Here is a 16,304-nt window from a genome sequence, read left to right as displayed (position 1 = left end):
TTGTGAAAGGAAAACTCCGATGCAAAGACGTACTTTTCTCCTCGCAGGCACCGCTGCCCTGCTCCTGCCGCTTCCCGCGACTGCCGACGGCCCTGGTCACGCAATGCTCTACAAGAACCCTCAATGCGGTTGCTGCGAAGGCTACGCCGCCTATCTGCGTGAGAACGGCTTCGACGTCGACGTCAAGGCGACCAACGACCTCGCCGAGATCAGCCGCAAGGCCGGCGTGCCCGAGGATCTGGAGGGCTGCCATACCATGTTCATCGACGGCTATGTGGTCGACGGGCATGTGCCGGTAAACATTGTCCGCAAGCTCCTGTCGGAAAAGCCCGCCATCGCCGGCATCACATTGCCGGGAATGCCAATGGGATCGCCCGGCATGACCGGCCCCAAGACTGAAGACTTCGTGATCTATTCTGTCACCAAGGACGGCAAGCCACCGTCCGTCTACGCGACGGAGTGATCGAGGGCCTCGGAACATGTCCATGAACGAAATCAGCGCAGGGGAAGAGACGCCATGAGATGGTTCCTCATAGCGGCACTGGCCTTTGTCCTGGCATCTCCCGCCGCCGCAGGGCCGCCGAAGAGCTTCGTGTTCCACGACGCGCCGGAGCCAGTCCCTGCGCTTCAATTCACCGACGACGCCGGCAGGCCGCAGACGTTGGACATCTTCCGCGGCAGGGTCGTCCTCCTCAATGTCTGGGCGTCATGGTGCCTGCCCTGCCGGAAGGAGATGCCGACGCTCGATCGGCTTCAGGCCACCCTCGGCGGCCCGGATTTCGAGGTGGTGGCGCTCTCGATCGATCGCGGCGGACCGGATGCGGTGAAGAAGTTCTATGCCGAGACCGGCGTCCAGCATCTCGCCATCCACGTGGATGCGACGAGCCAGGCCGGGTTTGCACTTGTTTCCTTCGGCCTGCCGACGACGCTACTGGTCGACCCGCAGGGGCGGGAGCTTGGAAGGCTCGTCGGACCAGCCGAATGGGACGCGCCGGACATGACCGCCTTCCTCCGATCGGTCATCGCCCTCAGAGAGGACGGACTCGTTCTCAAGCCGCAGAAGGAATAACTCATGACCACTTCGACATCGACGGCGACCGCTACTTCATTTTCATCATCCGCAGGATCTGCGCAGCAAGACGTCATTGCCTTCCTGCGTTCAGCCTTGCTAGGACTTGCGTTGATGACAACGCTGATCACTCCCGTGCTCGCGCACTCGCTGGACGAGGTCGATCAGGACTTACGCGACAACGAGAAGTATTTCCAGCCGGCCGACAGCCCGGCGCCCGCCTTCGCGCTGCAGGATTCGGACGGCAAGGCGGTCGGCCTCGCCGATCTCCGCGGCAAGGTCGTGGTGCTCAACTTCATCTATACGAGCTGTCCGGACGTCTGCCCGCTGCACACGGAGCGCATCGCCCAGATCCAGGCGATGGTGAACCAGACGCCGATGAAAACGATGGTCACGTTCGTCACCATCACGACGGATCCGAAGCGCGACACTCCGCAGGTGCTCCGCGACTATGGCTCGGCCCATGGCGTCGACCCGGTCAACTGGATCCTCCTCACCGCCAGATCCGACCAGCCGGAGGACAGCACCCGGAGGATCGCCGAGGCATACGGTCTGAAGTTCGTTGCAGAGGACGACGGCATGCAGATGCATGGCATCGTCACCCACGTGATCGACCAGGACGGCCAGTTGCGGGCACGGTTCCATGGCCTGAAATTCGAACCGGTCAACCTGGTGACGTTCGTCAACGCGCTCACCAACAGATCGCAGAAACCCCATCCACATGAAGAGCCGAGCTTCTGGGACAAGGTCGAGGGATTGTTCAGATGATCGTCGGCGCAGCTTCCATCGACGGGGACAGATCAAGGCTGCGAGGAACAGCATCCCGTTTCGGCAGAGATCGGCCTGCTCTTTGAACGCCTCGCGAACCAGCGCCCGCTCCTCAATGCAAAATTGGGCTGTTCAAAGTCATGCATGCCGCTATTTCTCGAAGTTCAAATGGAGAAACCCATGTTCCGCCTGGTAAGCCTCGTCGCCCTCTCCTTCATGTCGCCCGGCAACGTCAGCGCCGCGCAGGACGAAGACGTCCACGCGCCCGGCGTCGTCACCCTGGAGGAGGTCGACGTCGAGCGGACCGAAGACCCGAGGGCGGACGCCGCGTACCTCACCATCTGGAATGGCACCGATCAGGAGGTGGTGGTGACCAACGTCTCCATGAGCGGATACGAAGGCGTCGACATCGTAAGCACCGAGGACGACGAAGTGCTCGACCAGCCTGCAGATGAGAGTCTGGTGACCATACCCGCCCGCACCGAGATTTCGATGAGCGGCGACACCCTGTTCCTGCGCGCGGCACGAGGCAGGAGAAGCGGCGACCAGACGGCGGCGACCGTGTCGCTGTCGGACGGCCGCAAGGTCACCGCTCTGGCGGTCGTACGAAGTTCCGACCCAATTGCCGAGGCTCGCCGTCACGACTGAGACTGACGTGGGCCGGGGAAGTCCACCCCAACGTTTCACTCCCCTATTGAGACGCTGCCTCACACGATGGGGTTCGAAATCTCGTGTTCGATCTCGTCCACGGTCACCGACCGCATGAAATCGGGGTTTTCGTAAAGCGTTCTCAGGTCGTCGGGGTCGAGGCGAACGGCCTGCGCGTTTCCGTTCCCCTCGGTCCAGGCCGCGTCCCATATCATCGCGAGCGTCCTCACGCCCAGGGCCATCACCTCGCCGGTGCGGACGCCGAGATCGGCCCACAGAGCCTTGTTATGGGATGGCGAGCCGGGCGCAAAGCTTCGTTCGTAGGCGTCGATGATTTCGGTGGGAGGCAGTATACCTGCGACCTCCTTCATCAGTTCGACGACGGCCAGGGCCGCCTCGCGCCCGTCCGTGCGGAGATCGAGTCCGTGATCGGCATGAAGGTTCTTGAGTATCTCTGCGAACAGAAGGCCGCGGCTGGCGGCGGACGAGATCATGTCGGTCTCGAACGCCCCGTGCACGCCCTCGCCCCGGTAGGCGGGCTTCTTCGAGCCATCGGCGTTCTCGCGGGTGGGACTGTCGCGGGGTATGTCGGGCTGCCGCGACTCGTCGCCGTCGCTCATGCTGGAGCCGTGAAGGGGCTGGGAGGCGTCTCCGACGTAGTGCGCCAGAGTTCCTGCCGCGGCGAGGAATTTCGCCGGGTCCGTGGCCGCATAGTCCTTCAGCCGTTCGAAATACTGCCAGATTCGCAGCGGCAGAATGCCTTTTCTAAGCGCGTTATTCTCGCCCAGACCATTGAAGTACTCGTTCCACGACGCGGCCGATATCAGGTTCGGATCGGCGATGCAGGCGTCGAGCAGCGTCTCATGGCCACGGAAGGGCTGGTCGGCGTCGCAATGGTGGTTCGGATGTTCGGGGCCGGACGAGCGGCGATTCACGGTCATCGTATCGCGTCCGCCTACTACGCCTATGTCTTCGCCCTTTCGGTTCCGGTGCGGCGACGGGTACTTCTTCCAGACGATGTCGGGAACGTCCGCGAGGGCGACGAAGCCGGATTCCAGGAGGTCCCTCTGCTTCGGCTCCTTGGTCAGGCTGTCGAGCGGGATGCTCATGAGATCGGCGTTGGCCGCCAGCAGCGCCTTCAGTTGCGGATCTCTCACGAGGTCGATCGCCAGCGACCCGATGGAGTAGTGGCCGACAGCTCCCCACGTCCCCGAGACGCCGTCGGCGTCCTCCATCACGAGTTCGACGTCGAGCAGCTTGCTGATGTTGCTCAAGCTTGTGGCGACCGAATAGGTCGAACGCTCGCCTCCGTCGGCGAGGACCTGCGCGCCCCATTCGATTGCAAGAGGGCGCAAGTCCCGCTCCGCCATCGGACGCTTGTCCTCCTTCCCGTCGGGGCCTGGCATCTGCAGGTGCCACAGCGCGCCGGAATCGCCATGCCGGGGAACCTTGCCGCCTGGAACCGGCGCGATCAGGAAGTCGGAAACGTAGTCGAATCCTCCAACGCTGCGGTAGCGGTAGAACATGGCCTTGAGCTTGCCCTGAAGCAGACCCGAAGCGCCGCCGACGGCGACGACCGGCTGGTCCATGAGACGCCGGAGGGAGAGATTCTGTTCGTAGACGTCGAAGAGAGGCTTCATCTTCGGCAGCCCATAGACGTTCGAGGTCCAGTCGCGCATGTCGTCGAGCCGAACGAGGCCGACGTCCAGACCGAGCCATGTCTGCCTCAAGGGGAGCGCCGGATATACGTCCGAGAACAGGCGGCGCGTGATCTGGCGGTCGCTGCTGGTTCCTATCCTCCTCGCGCCGTCTCGCAGCGTCGCCATCACCTCCGTGCCGGGCTCGCCGCAGGCATGCCGGGCGGTGAGCGCGTAGGTCGTGTGGCCGTCCGAAACTAGGCAGCCGATCGTGGCGACATGCTGTTCCTTCTGCACCTCGACAAGCAGAGGCAGTCCGCCGCCCAAAGTCTCCTGCGGCCAGACGACCGGCGTCATCGGCAGAGGGGCTCCCTGCGGAAGTGGAGGCGCGAGGACCGTGCATACGGGAACTATCCTTCCGTCCGGAAGATATATGCGTTTCGGAACCATGTCCGTCGACGAGGGCATCCCCTTTCGTCCGAACGCATGCTCGTCGACCCATTCGCGGACGAGCACGATGATGCAGGGCCAGGAATAGTCGCGCACCTGCGAGTTGCCGAACTCGCGGGGATAGGTCTTCTTTCTGGGAGGATTCGCGCCTTCGCCAGGGTTCTTCGGCCACTCTTCGTCGTTGCGGATCAGATAGAGCCCCACGGCCGTCCCTACGACGTTGGCCTTGCTCATCAGATGGAAATGGAAGGTGTCGCGCGCCTCGATCAGGTCCGCGAGCGATAACGTGGAAAAATCGAAATCCGTGCTGCGCATGTCCCTCATCGCCGTTCCCCCTCGCGATCAATGCGTGCTGACGGGCCAACATAACATTAAAATCCAAAGTTGAAATGACAACGGAGCGGCACACGTCTTCAAGACGGCAAGGATGATCCGAGAAATAGCCCTCAGATTTCACAGAACTGGCGTCTGGCGGTAGTTGCTGCACAGAGTTGGCGACAAGTGTTCCGGTCGAAGCCCAATCCCTTGCCTAGGGATGGAAGTTATGTCCGTCATGCTCTTCTCCCTTCGCCTCCACCTGGATCGTGGAGTGTTCGATTGAAAAGCGCTTCTCCAGCATCTCCTCCACGATCTGGCGCAGAGCCAGCGGATCTTCGCCATCGACTATCTCGACGTGGGCCGTGAAGCTGACGTCGTCGCTGGAAGTCGACCATACGTGCAGATCATGAACACCCGCAACGCCGGGGACGGACGCGACCGCTGCGCGGGTTTCAGCAAGATTCAGACCTCCGGAAACGCCTTCAAGGAGAACGTTCGTGGTGTCGCGCAGTAGTATCCAGGTTCGCGGAAGCACCCACAGTCCGATGGCGACTGCGACGATGGGATCGACCCAGGTCTAGCCCGTGAAGCGGATCGTCAGCGCGCCCGCGATGACGCCCAAAGAACCGAGCATGTCCGCCCACACTTCGAGATACGCGCCCTTGACGTTGAAGCTCTCGTTCCGGCCGGAGGCGAGGAGCCGCATCGAGACGAGGTTGACGACTAGCCCCAGAACGGCGACGACCAGCATGCCGGTCGATTCCGTCGGCTCCGGATAACGGAACCTTCCGATCGCCTCGACGAGAACGTAGATGGCGACCGCGAAAAGAAGGATGGCGTTGAAGGCGGCGGGCAGGACCTCGAGACGTTTGTAGCCGTACGTGCGCCGTTCGTCGGCGGGCCGCCCGCCGATCTTGATCGCCATCAACGCGATCGCGAGCGCGGCGACGTCGGTCATCATGTGCGCGGCGTCGGACAGCAGCGCCAGGCTGTTGAAGACGACGCCGGCTATTACCTCGGCAACGAGAAAGATCGACGTCAGACCGAGCGCCCACCCGAGGGAGCGGGCATTTGACCCGGCGGTATGATCATGCGCGTGCGATCCGGGTTCATGGGCGTGCGACATCTCGAGGGCACCTCTCTACGTGTCTCTCTCGCCGGGCGGCGACTCCAGCGGCGTGTCGATCCGGCGGGCTCCCGATGGAAATCGTCAAGATCGACTCCTGCAACCGCGAAGTCCGTGGCCATCCCCGTCGCGCCGACGTAACCGATGACTTACCCCCTGCCGGACGCCGCCGCCCGTCCGCAAGCCTTCCTTTCGGAGCATCAGCCGAGCGGGTCGAGAACCGGGAGAGCGCCGCTCGTGGCGAGGCGCTCTCGGTCGTCAGGAGGGGTTTCGACGCCGTCCAGCCGCACCTTGGCTTCAGGCTTCGGAGGCGCCGGGAAGCGGCATTCGATTTCAACGGATCGTGGAGAGAACATTTGTGGAGCTGTCAACGGCTAGTCCGGGAGAAGTTCACCAAACAACACAGCCGACCGGTGGAAGATTCGGCGGCGGCGTCGGCCGAGCATCCGCCGTCGCTGAGATTCGAAACGCCCGCAGCCACAACAGTCACCTATAACCCAAATCGGCTGAGTTGATCGACCTGGATCTGGGTCCGTGGGTGGAGCACCAGGCCGCCAGAGCGGATCTCCTCGGCAAATTGGCGGATGTGGATCGGGTCTGGACGTTCGACGGGCCCAGGCCCATGCGGTCTGATCGGCCCGTCTTCGACCACAACATAACGATTCAGGCGGTCGATGCATCGGGCGATGACCGCAACGCTCTCCGGAGTATATTCCTCATGCCATCCTTCCGCCTCGAACCGCGCGGAACCGGATGAACTGGGCCCGCCGCCGGCTTCCGATGCGATGACGTCGACCGAAGCTCCAAGCCGTTCACCGCCGCGCGACGTCAGACCGAGCTCAAAGGTCAGAGGATCAATCGTGTATTCCAGAGTGAAGGTCGACCCGTTGAAGAGAATGTCGACAGTGCCCGAGGGAGCGGACACCGGCGTTCCGTCGACGTGCCAGGCGATGGTCGGTTGGGTTCCGGGGAGCGGCGATCCGCCGAAGCCAAGGGTACGCACAGAAAAAAAGGTAAGCGTCGAGGTGGACCAAGTTACCTTGGTGGTGACATCGCCACACGGGGTTCGCCCCTCCTTCGAACCGCTTTGGCCGAGAGGCGTTATGATGGCGTCGCCGATCTGGATGATGGCGGAGCGAGTCGATCCCAGCGACCAGGATATGTCGGCCCAACAGCCATTATCGTCGTTCTCGAAAGCCTCAAGCGTGATCGTGAGCGCGCTTCCGGGCAGTTGGAAGTCGAAGTCGATGCCGTTCATGGGGACGCCGCCCCGATACCAGACCCGCTGGACTCCAGGCGCTACAGTCTCGAGCGTGTGCACCACTAAACCCGCTTGGGAGAGGTTGGACAAGTCGTATTTCAGTCCGGCATCCCAGTCCCGCGCGGGTCGATATTCGACATAGACACGGCCAACTCCGGTGCCCGGTTCGCCGGGTGGATGCAGGATCAGGAGCGTCGCGCCGCCTCTTGCGCTGGGCGGCCCCAGGCGCACCCTCCCCGATTGCCCCGCGACGGGAAACGGGTGCTCGACCACCCGCCCGCCGACGAAGGCGTCCGGATAGAAATGGTGGAGGTTTGCACGCGAGATATGCGGACCGCGCCAACGGAAGCTGTCCGTCGGCCAGTTGGGTATATAGTCGCCGCGATAGGTCGGATTACCGGACCACTTGGGCCCGGTACCGAGATAGCGCGTACCAAAGGTCTCCGCCGACATGATGTCGTGCGGCGCTCCATATTCGGGGCCGACGATGATGGTCGCGTCGCCAGGTGCCCAGTCGGTGCCGTTGTTGTCGATGCCAAAGGTATGCTCGAAGCCGAGCGTGTGCCCGAGCTCGTGGCAGGTGAATACACCCGTGGAAGGGATAACAGGTATCGTCGAATAGGGTCGGCCGTCACCGAGTTTGCCGGAACCGCCGTCCCATCCCGAAAAGCTGCCACTGATGATCTGCCCGCCGGGCAACGTGAACAGTAGCACCCCATCGAAACCCGCAAGGGGGTCAAAGCCGGGGTTCGCGGCGCGCACGGCCTGGATCGCGGTGGTGACTTGGGTTCCGCGATCGGTGTTAGGCGGCGTGAGCGTGACCTCGACCCAAGGCAACAGTGCGCTGTTGAGAAAGTCGAAATAACCGTGGGTGGTATCGGACCAATAACGCAGGACCGACTGTGTGCCGGTCATGACCATCTCGATGCAAGTCTGGTCTGGAATATATTGATAGGCCGGGTCGTGACGAGCGCGGAGAATAGCAAGCTTGAATGGTTTCGGCATATCGGCATACCCCCGTTTCAATGCTTTCGGCCTCTCGATGGCCCGAACCTTCCCTTTGCCAACATCAGGCGATGCTAGCATAGAATTCGCATTAACTAATGTAGAGTGGCATCATGCGACAAGTACAACAAAAGGTTAATATCGAGTATGCAGATCAACTTCGACGTTCGGTGTCCAATGATCAGAGTTGGCGCACCCCGGCCTTCCCCTGACGTTTGGCGGAGATCGGTGGCGCTACCTCAATTCGGGTGTTTTCCGTCGGGCTCGGGTCTTATTTTCGAGCCGATCGGAACATAGCGGAGGTAGCCTCTGGCGATGTTTTGTGGCTGTGGCTTCAAAAGGGCAGCTTTTCAAGATCCTGGCGAACAAATCTCTAAGCGGCTTGGGCAGGATCAGCTACGGCGCCTATCTATACTATCTTCCAGTCTGGGCGGTTCTTCTTAGATTGAGCGACCATTTTGGCAGAACCTCTTCGTGTGTGGCCCGTTTACAACGGTTGTCGTTGGATCGTTATCCACGCTAATGGCTTTGGCATCGTGGGTAATGCTGGAGCGCCCAGTGATGGCCTGGTCGAAAAGGTGACTAGCAGGCTAGCCCCAGCGTGATCGGACGCGGAACTTGGTGATGCCACGCTAGCCGTTTGCTGAACGTACTTGAAACGCCTCTACTCGATTTCGTAAACTGCCGCGTTGTCGGGCACCTCACGCAATCCTTTATAAGACGCATGCCGCAGCTTTCCATCATCCGTCCAAGCTCGATATTCGATCTCAGCAACAAGCTCCGGACGGATAAAGACTGCATTTCGCTTCCTGCCGGTATCGACCGCGGACTTGCCAATAATCAGCTTGTCCATCTGCTCCCGGAGCTCACTCGCGGAACGTTCGTTAAAGCCGGTTCCAACTCCCCCGACATAGACCAGATCGCTTCCCTTGCGCGCGGCGAGCAGCAGCCGGCCGATGCCGCCAAAGGATGCTGTCGACTTCTCAAATCCAACGATCAGGAAGCCGTCGCTCTGTACGCATTTGATTTTCAGCCATGAGCCGCCGCGCCCACTTCGGTAGGCGCTGTTGCGGTCTTTGGCGATGATCCCTTCGAGCCCATGCTCGCAGGCTATGCGCAAAAGCACGTCACCATCCGCGTCGATCTCCTCGGATAATCGGATGGCCTCCTCGCCGCTGGCCGGTACCAGCCCCTCGAGGAGATGGCGCCGTGCGAAAAGCTCGGTTCCGGTAAGGTCCCGCCCGTCGAAATAGAGCAGGTCGAACGCCATCAAGACCGCTTCGCGGGACATTCTCTTGCCGCCGCGGCCGCCGAGCGACTGCTGAAGCCTGCCAAAGTCCGATCGGCCATGCTCGTCAAACACGACCGCTTCGCCGTCCAGTATTGCCGTCGCCACGGCAAGGCGTCTTGCCTCGGTGGCAATGGCAGGGAAGCGATCGGTCCAGTCATGGCCGCCGCGCGTCAGGATTCGCACTCCGGACGGCGCGATGTGGACTGCCAGGCGATAGCCATCCCATTTCACCTCGAAAGCCCAATGCGGCCCTTTGGGCGGCTTCGGCTTGAGGAGAGCAAGGCAAGGATCTATGCGATCCGGCATGGGGTCGAGGGGAAGGTTCGGCTGCGCGGGATCTCGGCGCCGACGTGGGCGACTGCGGAGCGGCGCATCGGCTTCACCGAGCAGCGGCTTGGAAGTCTTGCGGGACGGCTTTGTCATGACTGCAGTTCAGCAGCCACACCTTAAAAAGCAATTGACTAAGATTCATTATTGACTCGTCTGCCGGCGAGAACATCTAGCAACATCCCTGGACGGTCGCCGATGGGTGACCCGCAGTTTTGCGAGTCGACACGTCTCGACTGCCGTGCTGTCTTCTTCGAAAAAAGGAGGCAACTATGAGATCATTCCATATGGCAGTTCAGGTCGACAGTGCGCTCTGGGCGGTCACCTTCGTCAGTGAATTTGGTTTCCACGAAACCAGGATCATGACCAGCGCCGAGTTCATCGAGATGATATGGGCGGAAGCCCAGCTCGGCTGCTAATTCGATGAGGCTACCCGGTGTCAGATCAATATCAGCCAAGATACAAATGGCGCGGAACTTGGCCAGGAGAAGGACATCAGGACTTTACGGGGTTCGATGGCGAACAGTCGTTCGGCCGAATCCAGCTAGACCAGACGAGCCACGGCAAGGTGGTATGTGGAAGTGGAACGCAACCCACGTCCCATGGGTACGAGAACATATCGTTCCTCACAGCGAATGGGAGGCAACGTCGCGAGAGGCATGCCGGAGGGTTGAGTAGCACTACGGAAAGCTAAAAGCGTCACATCGACGGTAGGCTAATCCTCCACGGACCTTCACCTTGCTTCAAACCAGATATGTGCTGCAGGTCCCGAGGTCGCCTGTCCGACTTAAGTCCGCCTTTCTCTCGGTTCGATCCGGCTTAGATCTTCCTGATCTTTGCAAGGATGTCAGGCTGTCAGGCTCCCGATCCTTGCAAGGACGTCAGGGAGGTTCGAGCATGTTGCCCAACTCCAGTCAGAACCTCCCTGATGACGCTGTGTTTGAAAGGTAACGACATGCGGAAAACAATGGCAGTCGGCCTCGCCGCCTTGATCGCCATCTACTTTCTCGGCGGCGTGAGTGCGAGACATGAGATCTTTCCTTGGCCACAGCTTTCCGCGCTGAGGAAAATGGTGGGCGGAGAGAAGCCGGCGGCTCCAAGCCGTTATACTTTCGACAACAAGGGACGACTCATCGGGGATGAATCAAAAACGCCTGCGACCTGCCCCACTCAAACTGACCGAACTGCTGTCCTACTCATTCTTGGTCAATCGAACGCGGCCAACGACGGTGGACAACGGCACACGTCAAATTATGGCGCCCGCGTTGTAAACGCCTTTGACAAACGGTGCTTCATCGCGGCGTCGCCACTTCTTGGATCGACCGATACAAAGGGAGAGTACTGGACGCTTCTTGGGAACAATTTGATCGCATCGGGACAAAATGACAGCGTCATCCTCGCACCTCTCGCATATTCCGGATCCGAGGTTGCACGATGGGCGACAGGCGGTGACCTCAATCCTGTGCTGGTCGACACAATGAAACAGATTCAGGATTCCGGCTATCGGATAACGAGCGTCCTCTGGGTGCAAGGAGAGAAGGACCTCGTCATGGGCACCAGTGCGGAGGCCTATCAGGAACATTTCATGTCGATGGTCGACACGTTGCGTCAGCACGGCGTCGAAGCACCCGTTTACATTTCGATCGCATCGAAATGCCTCGAACCGAGCAACGGCGGCTTCAAGGAGCATATTCCAGATAATCCGATCGAACGGGCGCAACGGGTCCTGTCAAAAAGCGGCCACGGTATCCGAGAGGGCGTAAATTATGACGCGTTGCTCGATGGAGAAGACCGCTACGACGATTGCCATATCGGGGGCAAAGGCGGGGAGAAAGTGTCGGGGGCCTGGCTGAACCTTCTGCGCGGCGATCGCCGCTTGGAAAGCTCTCGATAGCCCTGCCTGAACCGGTTTCGCGCCAACATGACAAAAAGCCCCGCAGAAGATACGGGGCAGGATTGCGAACGTCTGCAGCTTATAGGATCTCGACAAGTGATGAGCCAATCTTCAGCGCTGCGCTAGGTGCCCTGGCGCCATCTGATTGCTGCTTCCGTCCGATTGCTGGCGCCAATCTTCGACAATATTTCGGTCATGTGATGCTTGACCGTTTTCTCCTGGAGGTCCAGGCGGCGCGCGATATGCTTGTTGGTAAGTCCTTCGGCGACCAGTTCCATCACCTCTGTTTCGCGGGGAGTGAGTGAAGCCGGTCTGTCGAGAAGACTTTGTTCGACCTTGGCGCGCATGGTCGGCGAGATGTACCTCGAGCCTCCAGCGACCGTTCGAATAGCCTCAGCAAGTCCGCGTGATCCAATACCCTTGACGAGGTATCCGGCTGCGCCTCGTCGCATGACCACCATTAGGGCGTCGACTTCCTCCGAGGCCGTCAGCATCAAGACATTTGTCTGCGGGCTTCGCACCAAGATCTCGGAAATTGCACCGATCCCTCCTCCCGGCATGGACACATCGAGGAGAAGGACGTCAGGCATATGGGACGCCGCCAGCGTGACCGCATCATCTGCGCTTGCCCCTTCGCCGACAACGACGAAATCCTTGATTTCAGACAGACTGCGGCTCACGCCCTCTCGAAAAAGTGGGTGGTCGTCCACGATCGCGATCGTAATGGCTGTCAAGCTGCCACCCTCCATCTGTCACTCCTATAATTGCCTGTTCGACACACATGGCACGGCGTTAGAAAACGTCCAGAGAGGCATTGCAGGAGCGACAGAACACTTTTGGTTAAGCCCGTTTGAAAAATCGTGATTTTCATCATGGGCGGCCAGTTCCCGCTCTTCTCCCGGCCGGCGATCGCGTAAATCTACTAGCTCGGCCGGCAGGTGGTCGATAACGCTCTTCAACTGAAAGAAAGGCTTCGCTACGACGTGGAGCCCGAAACAGGGAAACGAACTCAAAAAAATCTGTCGGCACGGGAACAATATGCTCCGTTGATCGTAAAACCTTCGGGCCGTGCGGAGATTCGTTACACTTCGCGATGCGACCCACCTCAACCTTAGCCCCGCTCCGTAGTGGGGCTTTTTTTGTGTCTGCGGTTTCGCCAGACTTGCAGCGCACCTTCGTGCGGCAGCGGTTTTGGAGGCATGCGAGGTGGCTTGGTCATGCCGCCACTTCATCAGCAACGTCCGAAAAAGCAATTGACCCAGATTGATTATTGACTCCGCCATCGATGCGAACATAATAAGAACATCGGCGAGGCGGCCGCCAATCTGAAAACCGAAAATATGGAGAACGGATATGCGCGAGCAGCCGATCGGCGAAGCCGTGGAAGATGACGAGTGGGTTCCAGACGGCGTGATGTGGCCGCCAGAGACGGAGATCGACGTCTCCGAGGTTCACGAAAGCCTGCTCGAGGCCGTGGCGGGCAGTCGCGGCGTGAGATTTTTCAAGACCCATCTCATCGATGTACCGACCGATTGCAGTTTGGGAGGTGTTCAAATGGCGATCGATGAAGGTGCCGGAGAGGCCTGCGGCATCTATCTGACCGTTGAAATAGCAGGCTCCGACCCTGAGACCCGTGATCCGATCCTTGTCGACGTGGCCACTAGGCCATTCAGGTTTTCCTGCACCGAGGATGTTGAAAAAGCCATAGCGACGTTATCCGAATATCTCCGAATGGAGGGGCACATTCGTTGAGTGCAGTCATGAAACCGGGAGGAAATGCAAGACAGGTAGACGACGAGCTTGCCGAGGTTGTCGCCTATCACAAAGGCGATATGCAGGCCGCGATCGGCACTCTGCTTCAGGATATCCGCCACCTTCGCCGGCACTGGCACTGACAGAAGGCGCTATGGGCCGAGGCATGACACGCGGCTGGCGGCCGAGCTACGATCGAGACTGACAATGCCCGAGATGAATTACGACAAAAAGCTGCGTGGCTGGACGCTCAGCCAGGCGGACTATGCCGACCAGCTACTGGTCGTGACGTGCCAACTATGTCGCACGACCCACCGCTATCGACCGCGAGACATCCTCAAATTTCGACGAGACACCAGCCTCGCTCGCGTTCGATTTCGGTGCGAACCCTGCCGAAGCGGAGACTATATCAACGTGAAAGTGCAGCAACTGGAGGGATCCGACTACGGCACGCTCGTGGTTCGGAAACTGGTCAGGGTGAAGACGGTCCAAATGCCCATCTGGGAAGACGGGACCCTATAGAAATGGCATCTCGACGCGAGAATCCGCTTGCGCGCTGGAGGCTCGACAGCCACCTGCCGCACCATGTCATAATCTGGTGGGGAAATTATCAGACTGGAGAAAAGGCGTATCCCCTTCACGAGCGGGGTGCGGTGATCACCTCGGCGCTAGCCATTGAAGGCGGCTCAAAAAGCTATGGGGCTTCGATCGAAGCGGATGACTATCTTGTCTTTTGCTTCAGCAGCCGCGAAGCTGCCCGCCATTTCAGGGACCGCTGGAACGGCCAATTCATCGACACGAACCAAGTCAGCCGAAAAGGCACGTGGACGCCAAAGGAGGGCGATGTGTGCAATCTCTACAGCATGCTGAGTAACCAGGAGGCTATCCGCGGAATTACTCGAGCGATGATCGACAGCACCGGCAACATGGAGCCGACTGCAGAGATCTGGCCGGACCGCATGGCGCCGATCGTTCGCAACACCCCCGCCGGCCGTGAATTGGCACAGGTCCGCTGGGGCCTACCGAGTTCATCTCAGGCTCTTTTTCAGGCAGCAAAAAAGCGTGCCGACGCGCTGCGCAAAAAGGGCAAGCAATTCGACTTTCAAGAGCTGCTGAAGATGGAGCCCGATGGCGGGACAACCAATGTCCGCAACGTCACCAGCAAGCACTGGAAGCGCTGGCACGGCACCGAGTTTCGCTGTGTCGTGCCCTTCACAAGTTTTGCCGAGCCCGATCCCGCAAGCAAGCCCGAGGGCGGACGAACGCCGAATGCATGGTTCGCCGCCGATCCGAGCCGCCCGCTGATGTTCTTCGCAGGAATTTGGGTGCCGCAGTGGCAGAGCGTCCGGAAGATCAAGGAGGGGTTGATAACCGCAGACCTTTTTGGGTTCCTAACGACGGAGCCTAACGCGATCGTGGCGCCGATCCATCAGAAGGCAATGCCGGCGATCCTCACCAACCAGGATGAGCTCGAGACATGGCTCACTGCTCCCTGGGAGGAGGCAAGCAAGCTGCAGCGACCGCTCCGCAATGATCAACTCGTACTTTTACCGGCGACAGAGATAGTGGCCGATGCCAATGCCGAACCAAGGCTATTGCTGTGATGAGGGCTTTGGCGGGCAAAAGCCATGGTGCGCAGGCAACGACCTCTTGAACGACCAGGGCCGACAGCCACGATCGAGGATATCCCCAACTGGTATATTCTACTGGCAGCGTGCCCGGATTGCCTCAGGGATACAGTCATGGATCGTCGGCCGCTGATACGGCGGTACGGCAAGAACGCGCTGCTGCACGATCTAGAGCGGCAATTGAAGTGCACGAAGTGCGGCGGCAGAGGCCGCTGCAAGTTTGCGGCCAAAAAGATACCGAGATGACGAGGGAATATGAGCGACACCGATAAGCCGGCGTTGACGAACGCGCCGCAAATGTATGTCCACTATTGCGAGGAAGAGGGATGCAAGGAATGGGGCGGTTGGGGCAACAGCCCATCCCCGGCCGTGCCGACCCGCTGGTGGTGCTTCGAGCATTTCCCGCATAAGTCATATGAGCAAGAACAGGCACTCAGGCGGAAGCTCGAGGCGGCTGCGCAGGGGAATAAGCTCGGCAGCATTCTTGTTCGTGTTCTTCATTTGATCAATGCCTACATGCCAGATCGCATCGATGACCTTTCCTTCCCGCGCGCGCTTCTCGGAATCGCTAAGGATAGTGGGCAATCCCTTCAGTTGGCGCTCGACAAACTTTTCTGCTGCCTTAACTGCATCCACGGCATCGTTGGCGGCCTTCATCGCGTTTCGGGCCGCGTCCTTCTAAGCCTTATCGCCATTGGTAAGAGCTTGTTGGAACGCCGTGCCTGCATCGCTGGTAAGCCCATTGACAAATTCTGCCCCGTTCCCGGCTGCCTGTGTCAAGAACTTGTCCTGTGCGTCCTTTACGCCTGGGATCAAATCTATTGGACCGTTTCCAAGTACAGCATCACCCACGCCTACAAGGGTTCCGGCCGGATCCTCAAGCAACGGCATTAAATCGTCACCCGCGGCCGTGCCGCATATGGCTGTGTAGAATAGAATACCCGCGTAAATCTTCTTCATGATGTCGCCCCACCCGGATTGCGTTCATTCGCCGCTTTGAACGTTACTCCCGACAAAGTCGGAGTGGAGGCTGTCGAGCGTTACAGTCGTTACTCCCTTCGTAGGGGCCACATTTGCAAAGGCCGTCATAACGCTTCTCTTCGAGAGGCCCCCGAAACCGGGCGGGAGGC

The 16,304-nt window shown here is 59.9% G+C and carries 13 protein-coding genes and 3 pseudogenes; 11 read left to right on the top strand and 5 right to left on the bottom strand.

Going from position 1 to position 16,304, the window contains the following annotated elements:
• The first annotated feature begins 19 nt into the window (after nucleotides 1–19).
• The 4 genes from BS629_RS27990 (at nucleotide 20) to BS629_RS27975 (ending at nucleotide 2,485) form a co-directional block, all read left to right on the top strand.
• The gene (locus BS629_RS27990; RefSeq protein ID WP_077988647.1) at nucleotides 20–463 is read left to right on the top strand and encodes a DUF411 domain-containing protein; all 444 of its coding nucleotides are present in this window, start codon (nucleotides 20–22) and stop codon (nucleotides 461–463) included.
• A gap of 54 nt (nucleotides 464–517) precedes the next feature.
• Nucleotides 518–1,069: a TlpA family protein disulfide reductase gene (locus tag BS629_RS27985; protein ID WP_077988646.1), complete on the top strand. Its 552-nt coding sequence runs from the start codon at nucleotides 518–520 to the stop codon at nucleotides 1,067–1,069.
• 114 nt (nucleotides 1,070–1,183) lie between these two features.
• Entirely contained in the window at nucleotides 1,184–1,837 is a 654-nt protein-coding gene (locus BS629_RS27980; protein WP_245315118.1) for an SCO family protein, read from the top strand.
• A 180-nt stretch (nucleotides 1,838–2,017) separates the two neighbouring features.
• Nucleotides 2,018–2,485: a copper chaperone PCu(A)C gene (locus tag BS629_RS27975; RefSeq protein ID WP_077988644.1), complete on the top strand. Its 468-nt coding sequence runs from the start codon at nucleotides 2,018–2,020 to the stop codon at nucleotides 2,483–2,485.
• Between the two features lie 59 nt (nucleotides 2,486–2,544).
• On the opposite strand, the gene BS629_RS27970 is transcribed toward BS629_RS27975, so the two are convergent.
• The 4 genes and pseudogenes from BS629_RS27970 to ligD form a co-directional block, all read right to left on the bottom strand.
• Nucleotides 2,545–4,896: a phospholipase C/P1 nuclease family protein gene (locus BS629_RS27970; RefSeq protein WP_143529707.1), complete on the bottom strand. Its 2,352-nt coding sequence runs from the start codon at nucleotides 4,894–4,896 to the stop codon at nucleotides 2,545–2,547.
• A 205-nt stretch (nucleotides 4,897–5,101) separates the two neighbouring features.
• Nucleotides 5,102–6,016, bottom strand: a pseudogene (locus tag BS629_RS27965) (cation diffusion facilitator family transporter).
• 490 nt (nucleotides 6,017–6,506) lie between these two features.
• A complete protein-coding gene (locus tag BS629_RS27960) occupies nucleotides 6,507–8,282 on the bottom strand; it encodes a hypothetical protein (RefSeq protein WP_077988642.1) in 1,776 nt (591 codons plus the stop codon).
• 664 nt (nucleotides 8,283–8,946) lie between these two features.
• Entirely contained in the window at nucleotides 8,947–9,996 is a 1,050-nt protein-coding gene (ligD, locus tag BS629_RS27955; protein ID WP_077988641.1) for a non-homologous end-joining DNA ligase, read from the bottom strand.
• Between the two features lie 176 nt (nucleotides 9,997–10,172).
• Here ligD and BS629_RS39390 point away from each other — a divergent pair, with 176 nt between their 5' ends.
• From BS629_RS39390 to BS629_RS27945, 3 genes and pseudogenes are all read left to right on the top strand, one after another.
• Nucleotides 10,173–10,319, top strand: coding sequence for a hypothetical protein (locus BS629_RS39390; RefSeq protein ID WP_184328243.1), 147 nt, complete (start codon nucleotides 10,173–10,175; stop codon nucleotides 10,317–10,319).
• 17 nt (nucleotides 10,320–10,336) lie between these two features.
• A pseudogene (locus BS629_RS40075) lies at nucleotides 10,337–10,578 on the top strand (hypothetical protein).
• Nucleotides 10,579–10,855: 277 nt separating this feature from the next.
• Nucleotides 10,856–11,794 carry a sialate O-acetylesterase gene (locus BS629_RS27945; protein ID WP_077988640.1) on the top strand — a complete coding sequence of 313 codons (939 nt, stop codon included), beginning with the start codon at nucleotides 10,856–10,858 and terminating at the stop codon, nucleotides 11,792–11,794.
• Between the two features lie 122 nt (nucleotides 11,795–11,916).
• On the opposite strand, the gene BS629_RS27940 is transcribed toward BS629_RS27945, so the two are convergent.
• Nucleotides 11,917–12,528, bottom strand: coding sequence for a response regulator (locus BS629_RS27940; protein WP_077988749.1), 612 nt, complete (start codon nucleotides 12,526–12,528; stop codon nucleotides 11,917–11,919).
• A gap of 619 nt (nucleotides 12,529–13,147) precedes the next feature.
• Here BS629_RS27940 and BS629_RS27935 point away from each other — a divergent pair.
• The 4 genes and pseudogenes from BS629_RS27935 (at nucleotide 13,148) to BS629_RS40070 (ending at nucleotide 16,068) form a co-directional block, all read left to right on the top strand.
• Entirely contained in the window at nucleotides 13,148–13,546 is a 399-nt protein-coding gene (locus tag BS629_RS27935; protein WP_077988639.1) for a hypothetical protein, read from the top strand.
• A gap of 8 nt (nucleotides 13,547–13,554) precedes the next feature.
• Nucleotides 13,555–13,751 (top strand): annotated as a pseudogene (locus tag BS629_RS27930) (hypothetical protein).
• 319 nt (nucleotides 13,752–14,070) lie between these two features.
• The gene (locus BS629_RS27920; RefSeq protein WP_077988637.1) at nucleotides 14,071–15,150 is read left to right on the top strand and encodes an SOS response-associated peptidase family protein; all 1,080 of its coding nucleotides are present in this window, start codon (nucleotides 14,071–14,073) and stop codon (nucleotides 15,148–15,150) included.
• Nucleotides 15,151–15,429: 279 nt separating this feature from the next.
• Nucleotides 15,430–16,068, top strand: a complete 639-nt coding sequence (locus tag BS629_RS40070; protein ID WP_077988636.1) for a hypothetical protein — start codon at nucleotides 15,430–15,432, stop codon at nucleotides 16,066–16,068.
• Nucleotides 16,069–16,304 lie beyond the last annotated feature (236 nt).

The organism is Rhizobium leguminosarum bv. viciae USDA 2370, from assembly GCF_002008365.1.
Classification (GTDB): domain Bacteria; phylum Pseudomonadota; class Alphaproteobacteria; order Rhizobiales; family Rhizobiaceae; genus Rhizobium; species Rhizobium leguminosarum.
Note: the sequence above shows the minus strand (reverse complement) of the source record. Positions and strands in the feature narration are given on the sequence as shown.

What these genes read in the sequence shown, in the direction of transcription:
- BS629_RS27990 (WP_077988647.1), top strand. Translation starts at nt 20, where the DNA reads ATGCAAAGACGTACTTTTCTCCTCGCAGGCACCGCTGCCCTGCTCCTG.
- BS629_RS27985 (WP_077988646.1), top strand. Translation starts at nt 518, where the DNA reads ATGAGATGGTTCCTCATAGCGGCACTGGCCTTTGTCCTGGCATCTCCC.
- BS629_RS27980 (WP_245315118.1), top strand. Translation starts at nt 1,184, where the DNA reads ATGACAACGCTGATCACTCCCGTGCTCGCGCACTCGCTGGACGAGGTC.
- BS629_RS27975 (WP_077988644.1), top strand. Translation starts at nt 2,018, where the DNA reads ATGTTCCGCCTGGTAAGCCTCGTCGCCCTCTCCTTCATGTCGCCCGGC.
- BS629_RS27970 (WP_143529707.1), bottom strand. Translation starts at nt 4,896, where the DNA reads ATGAGGGACATGCGCAGCACGGATTTCGATTTTTCCACGTTATCGCTC.
- BS629_RS27960 (WP_077988642.1), bottom strand. Translation starts at nt 8,282, where the DNA reads ATGCCGAAACCATTCAAGCTTGCTATTCTCCGCGCTCGTCACGACCCG.
- ligD (WP_077988641.1), bottom strand. Translation starts at nt 9,996, where the DNA reads ATGACAAAGCCGTCCCGCAAGACTTCCAAGCCGCTGCTCGGTGAAGCC.
- BS629_RS39390 (WP_184328243.1), top strand. Translation starts at nt 10,173, where the DNA reads ATGAGATCATTCCATATGGCAGTTCAGGTCGACAGTGCGCTCTGGGCG.
- BS629_RS27945 (WP_077988640.1), top strand. Translation starts at nt 10,856, where the DNA reads ATGCGGAAAACAATGGCAGTCGGCCTCGCCGCCTTGATCGCCATCTAC.
- BS629_RS27935 (WP_077988639.1), top strand. Translation starts at nt 13,148, where the DNA reads ATGCGCGAGCAGCCGATCGGCGAAGCCGTGGAAGATGACGAGTGGGTT.
- BS629_RS27920 (WP_077988637.1), top strand. Translation starts at nt 14,071, where the DNA reads ATGGCATCTCGACGCGAGAATCCGCTTGCGCGCTGGAGGCTCGACAGC.
- BS629_RS40070 (WP_077988636.1), top strand. Translation starts at nt 15,430, where the DNA reads ATGAGCGACACCGATAAGCCGGCGTTGACGAACGCGCCGCAAATGTAT.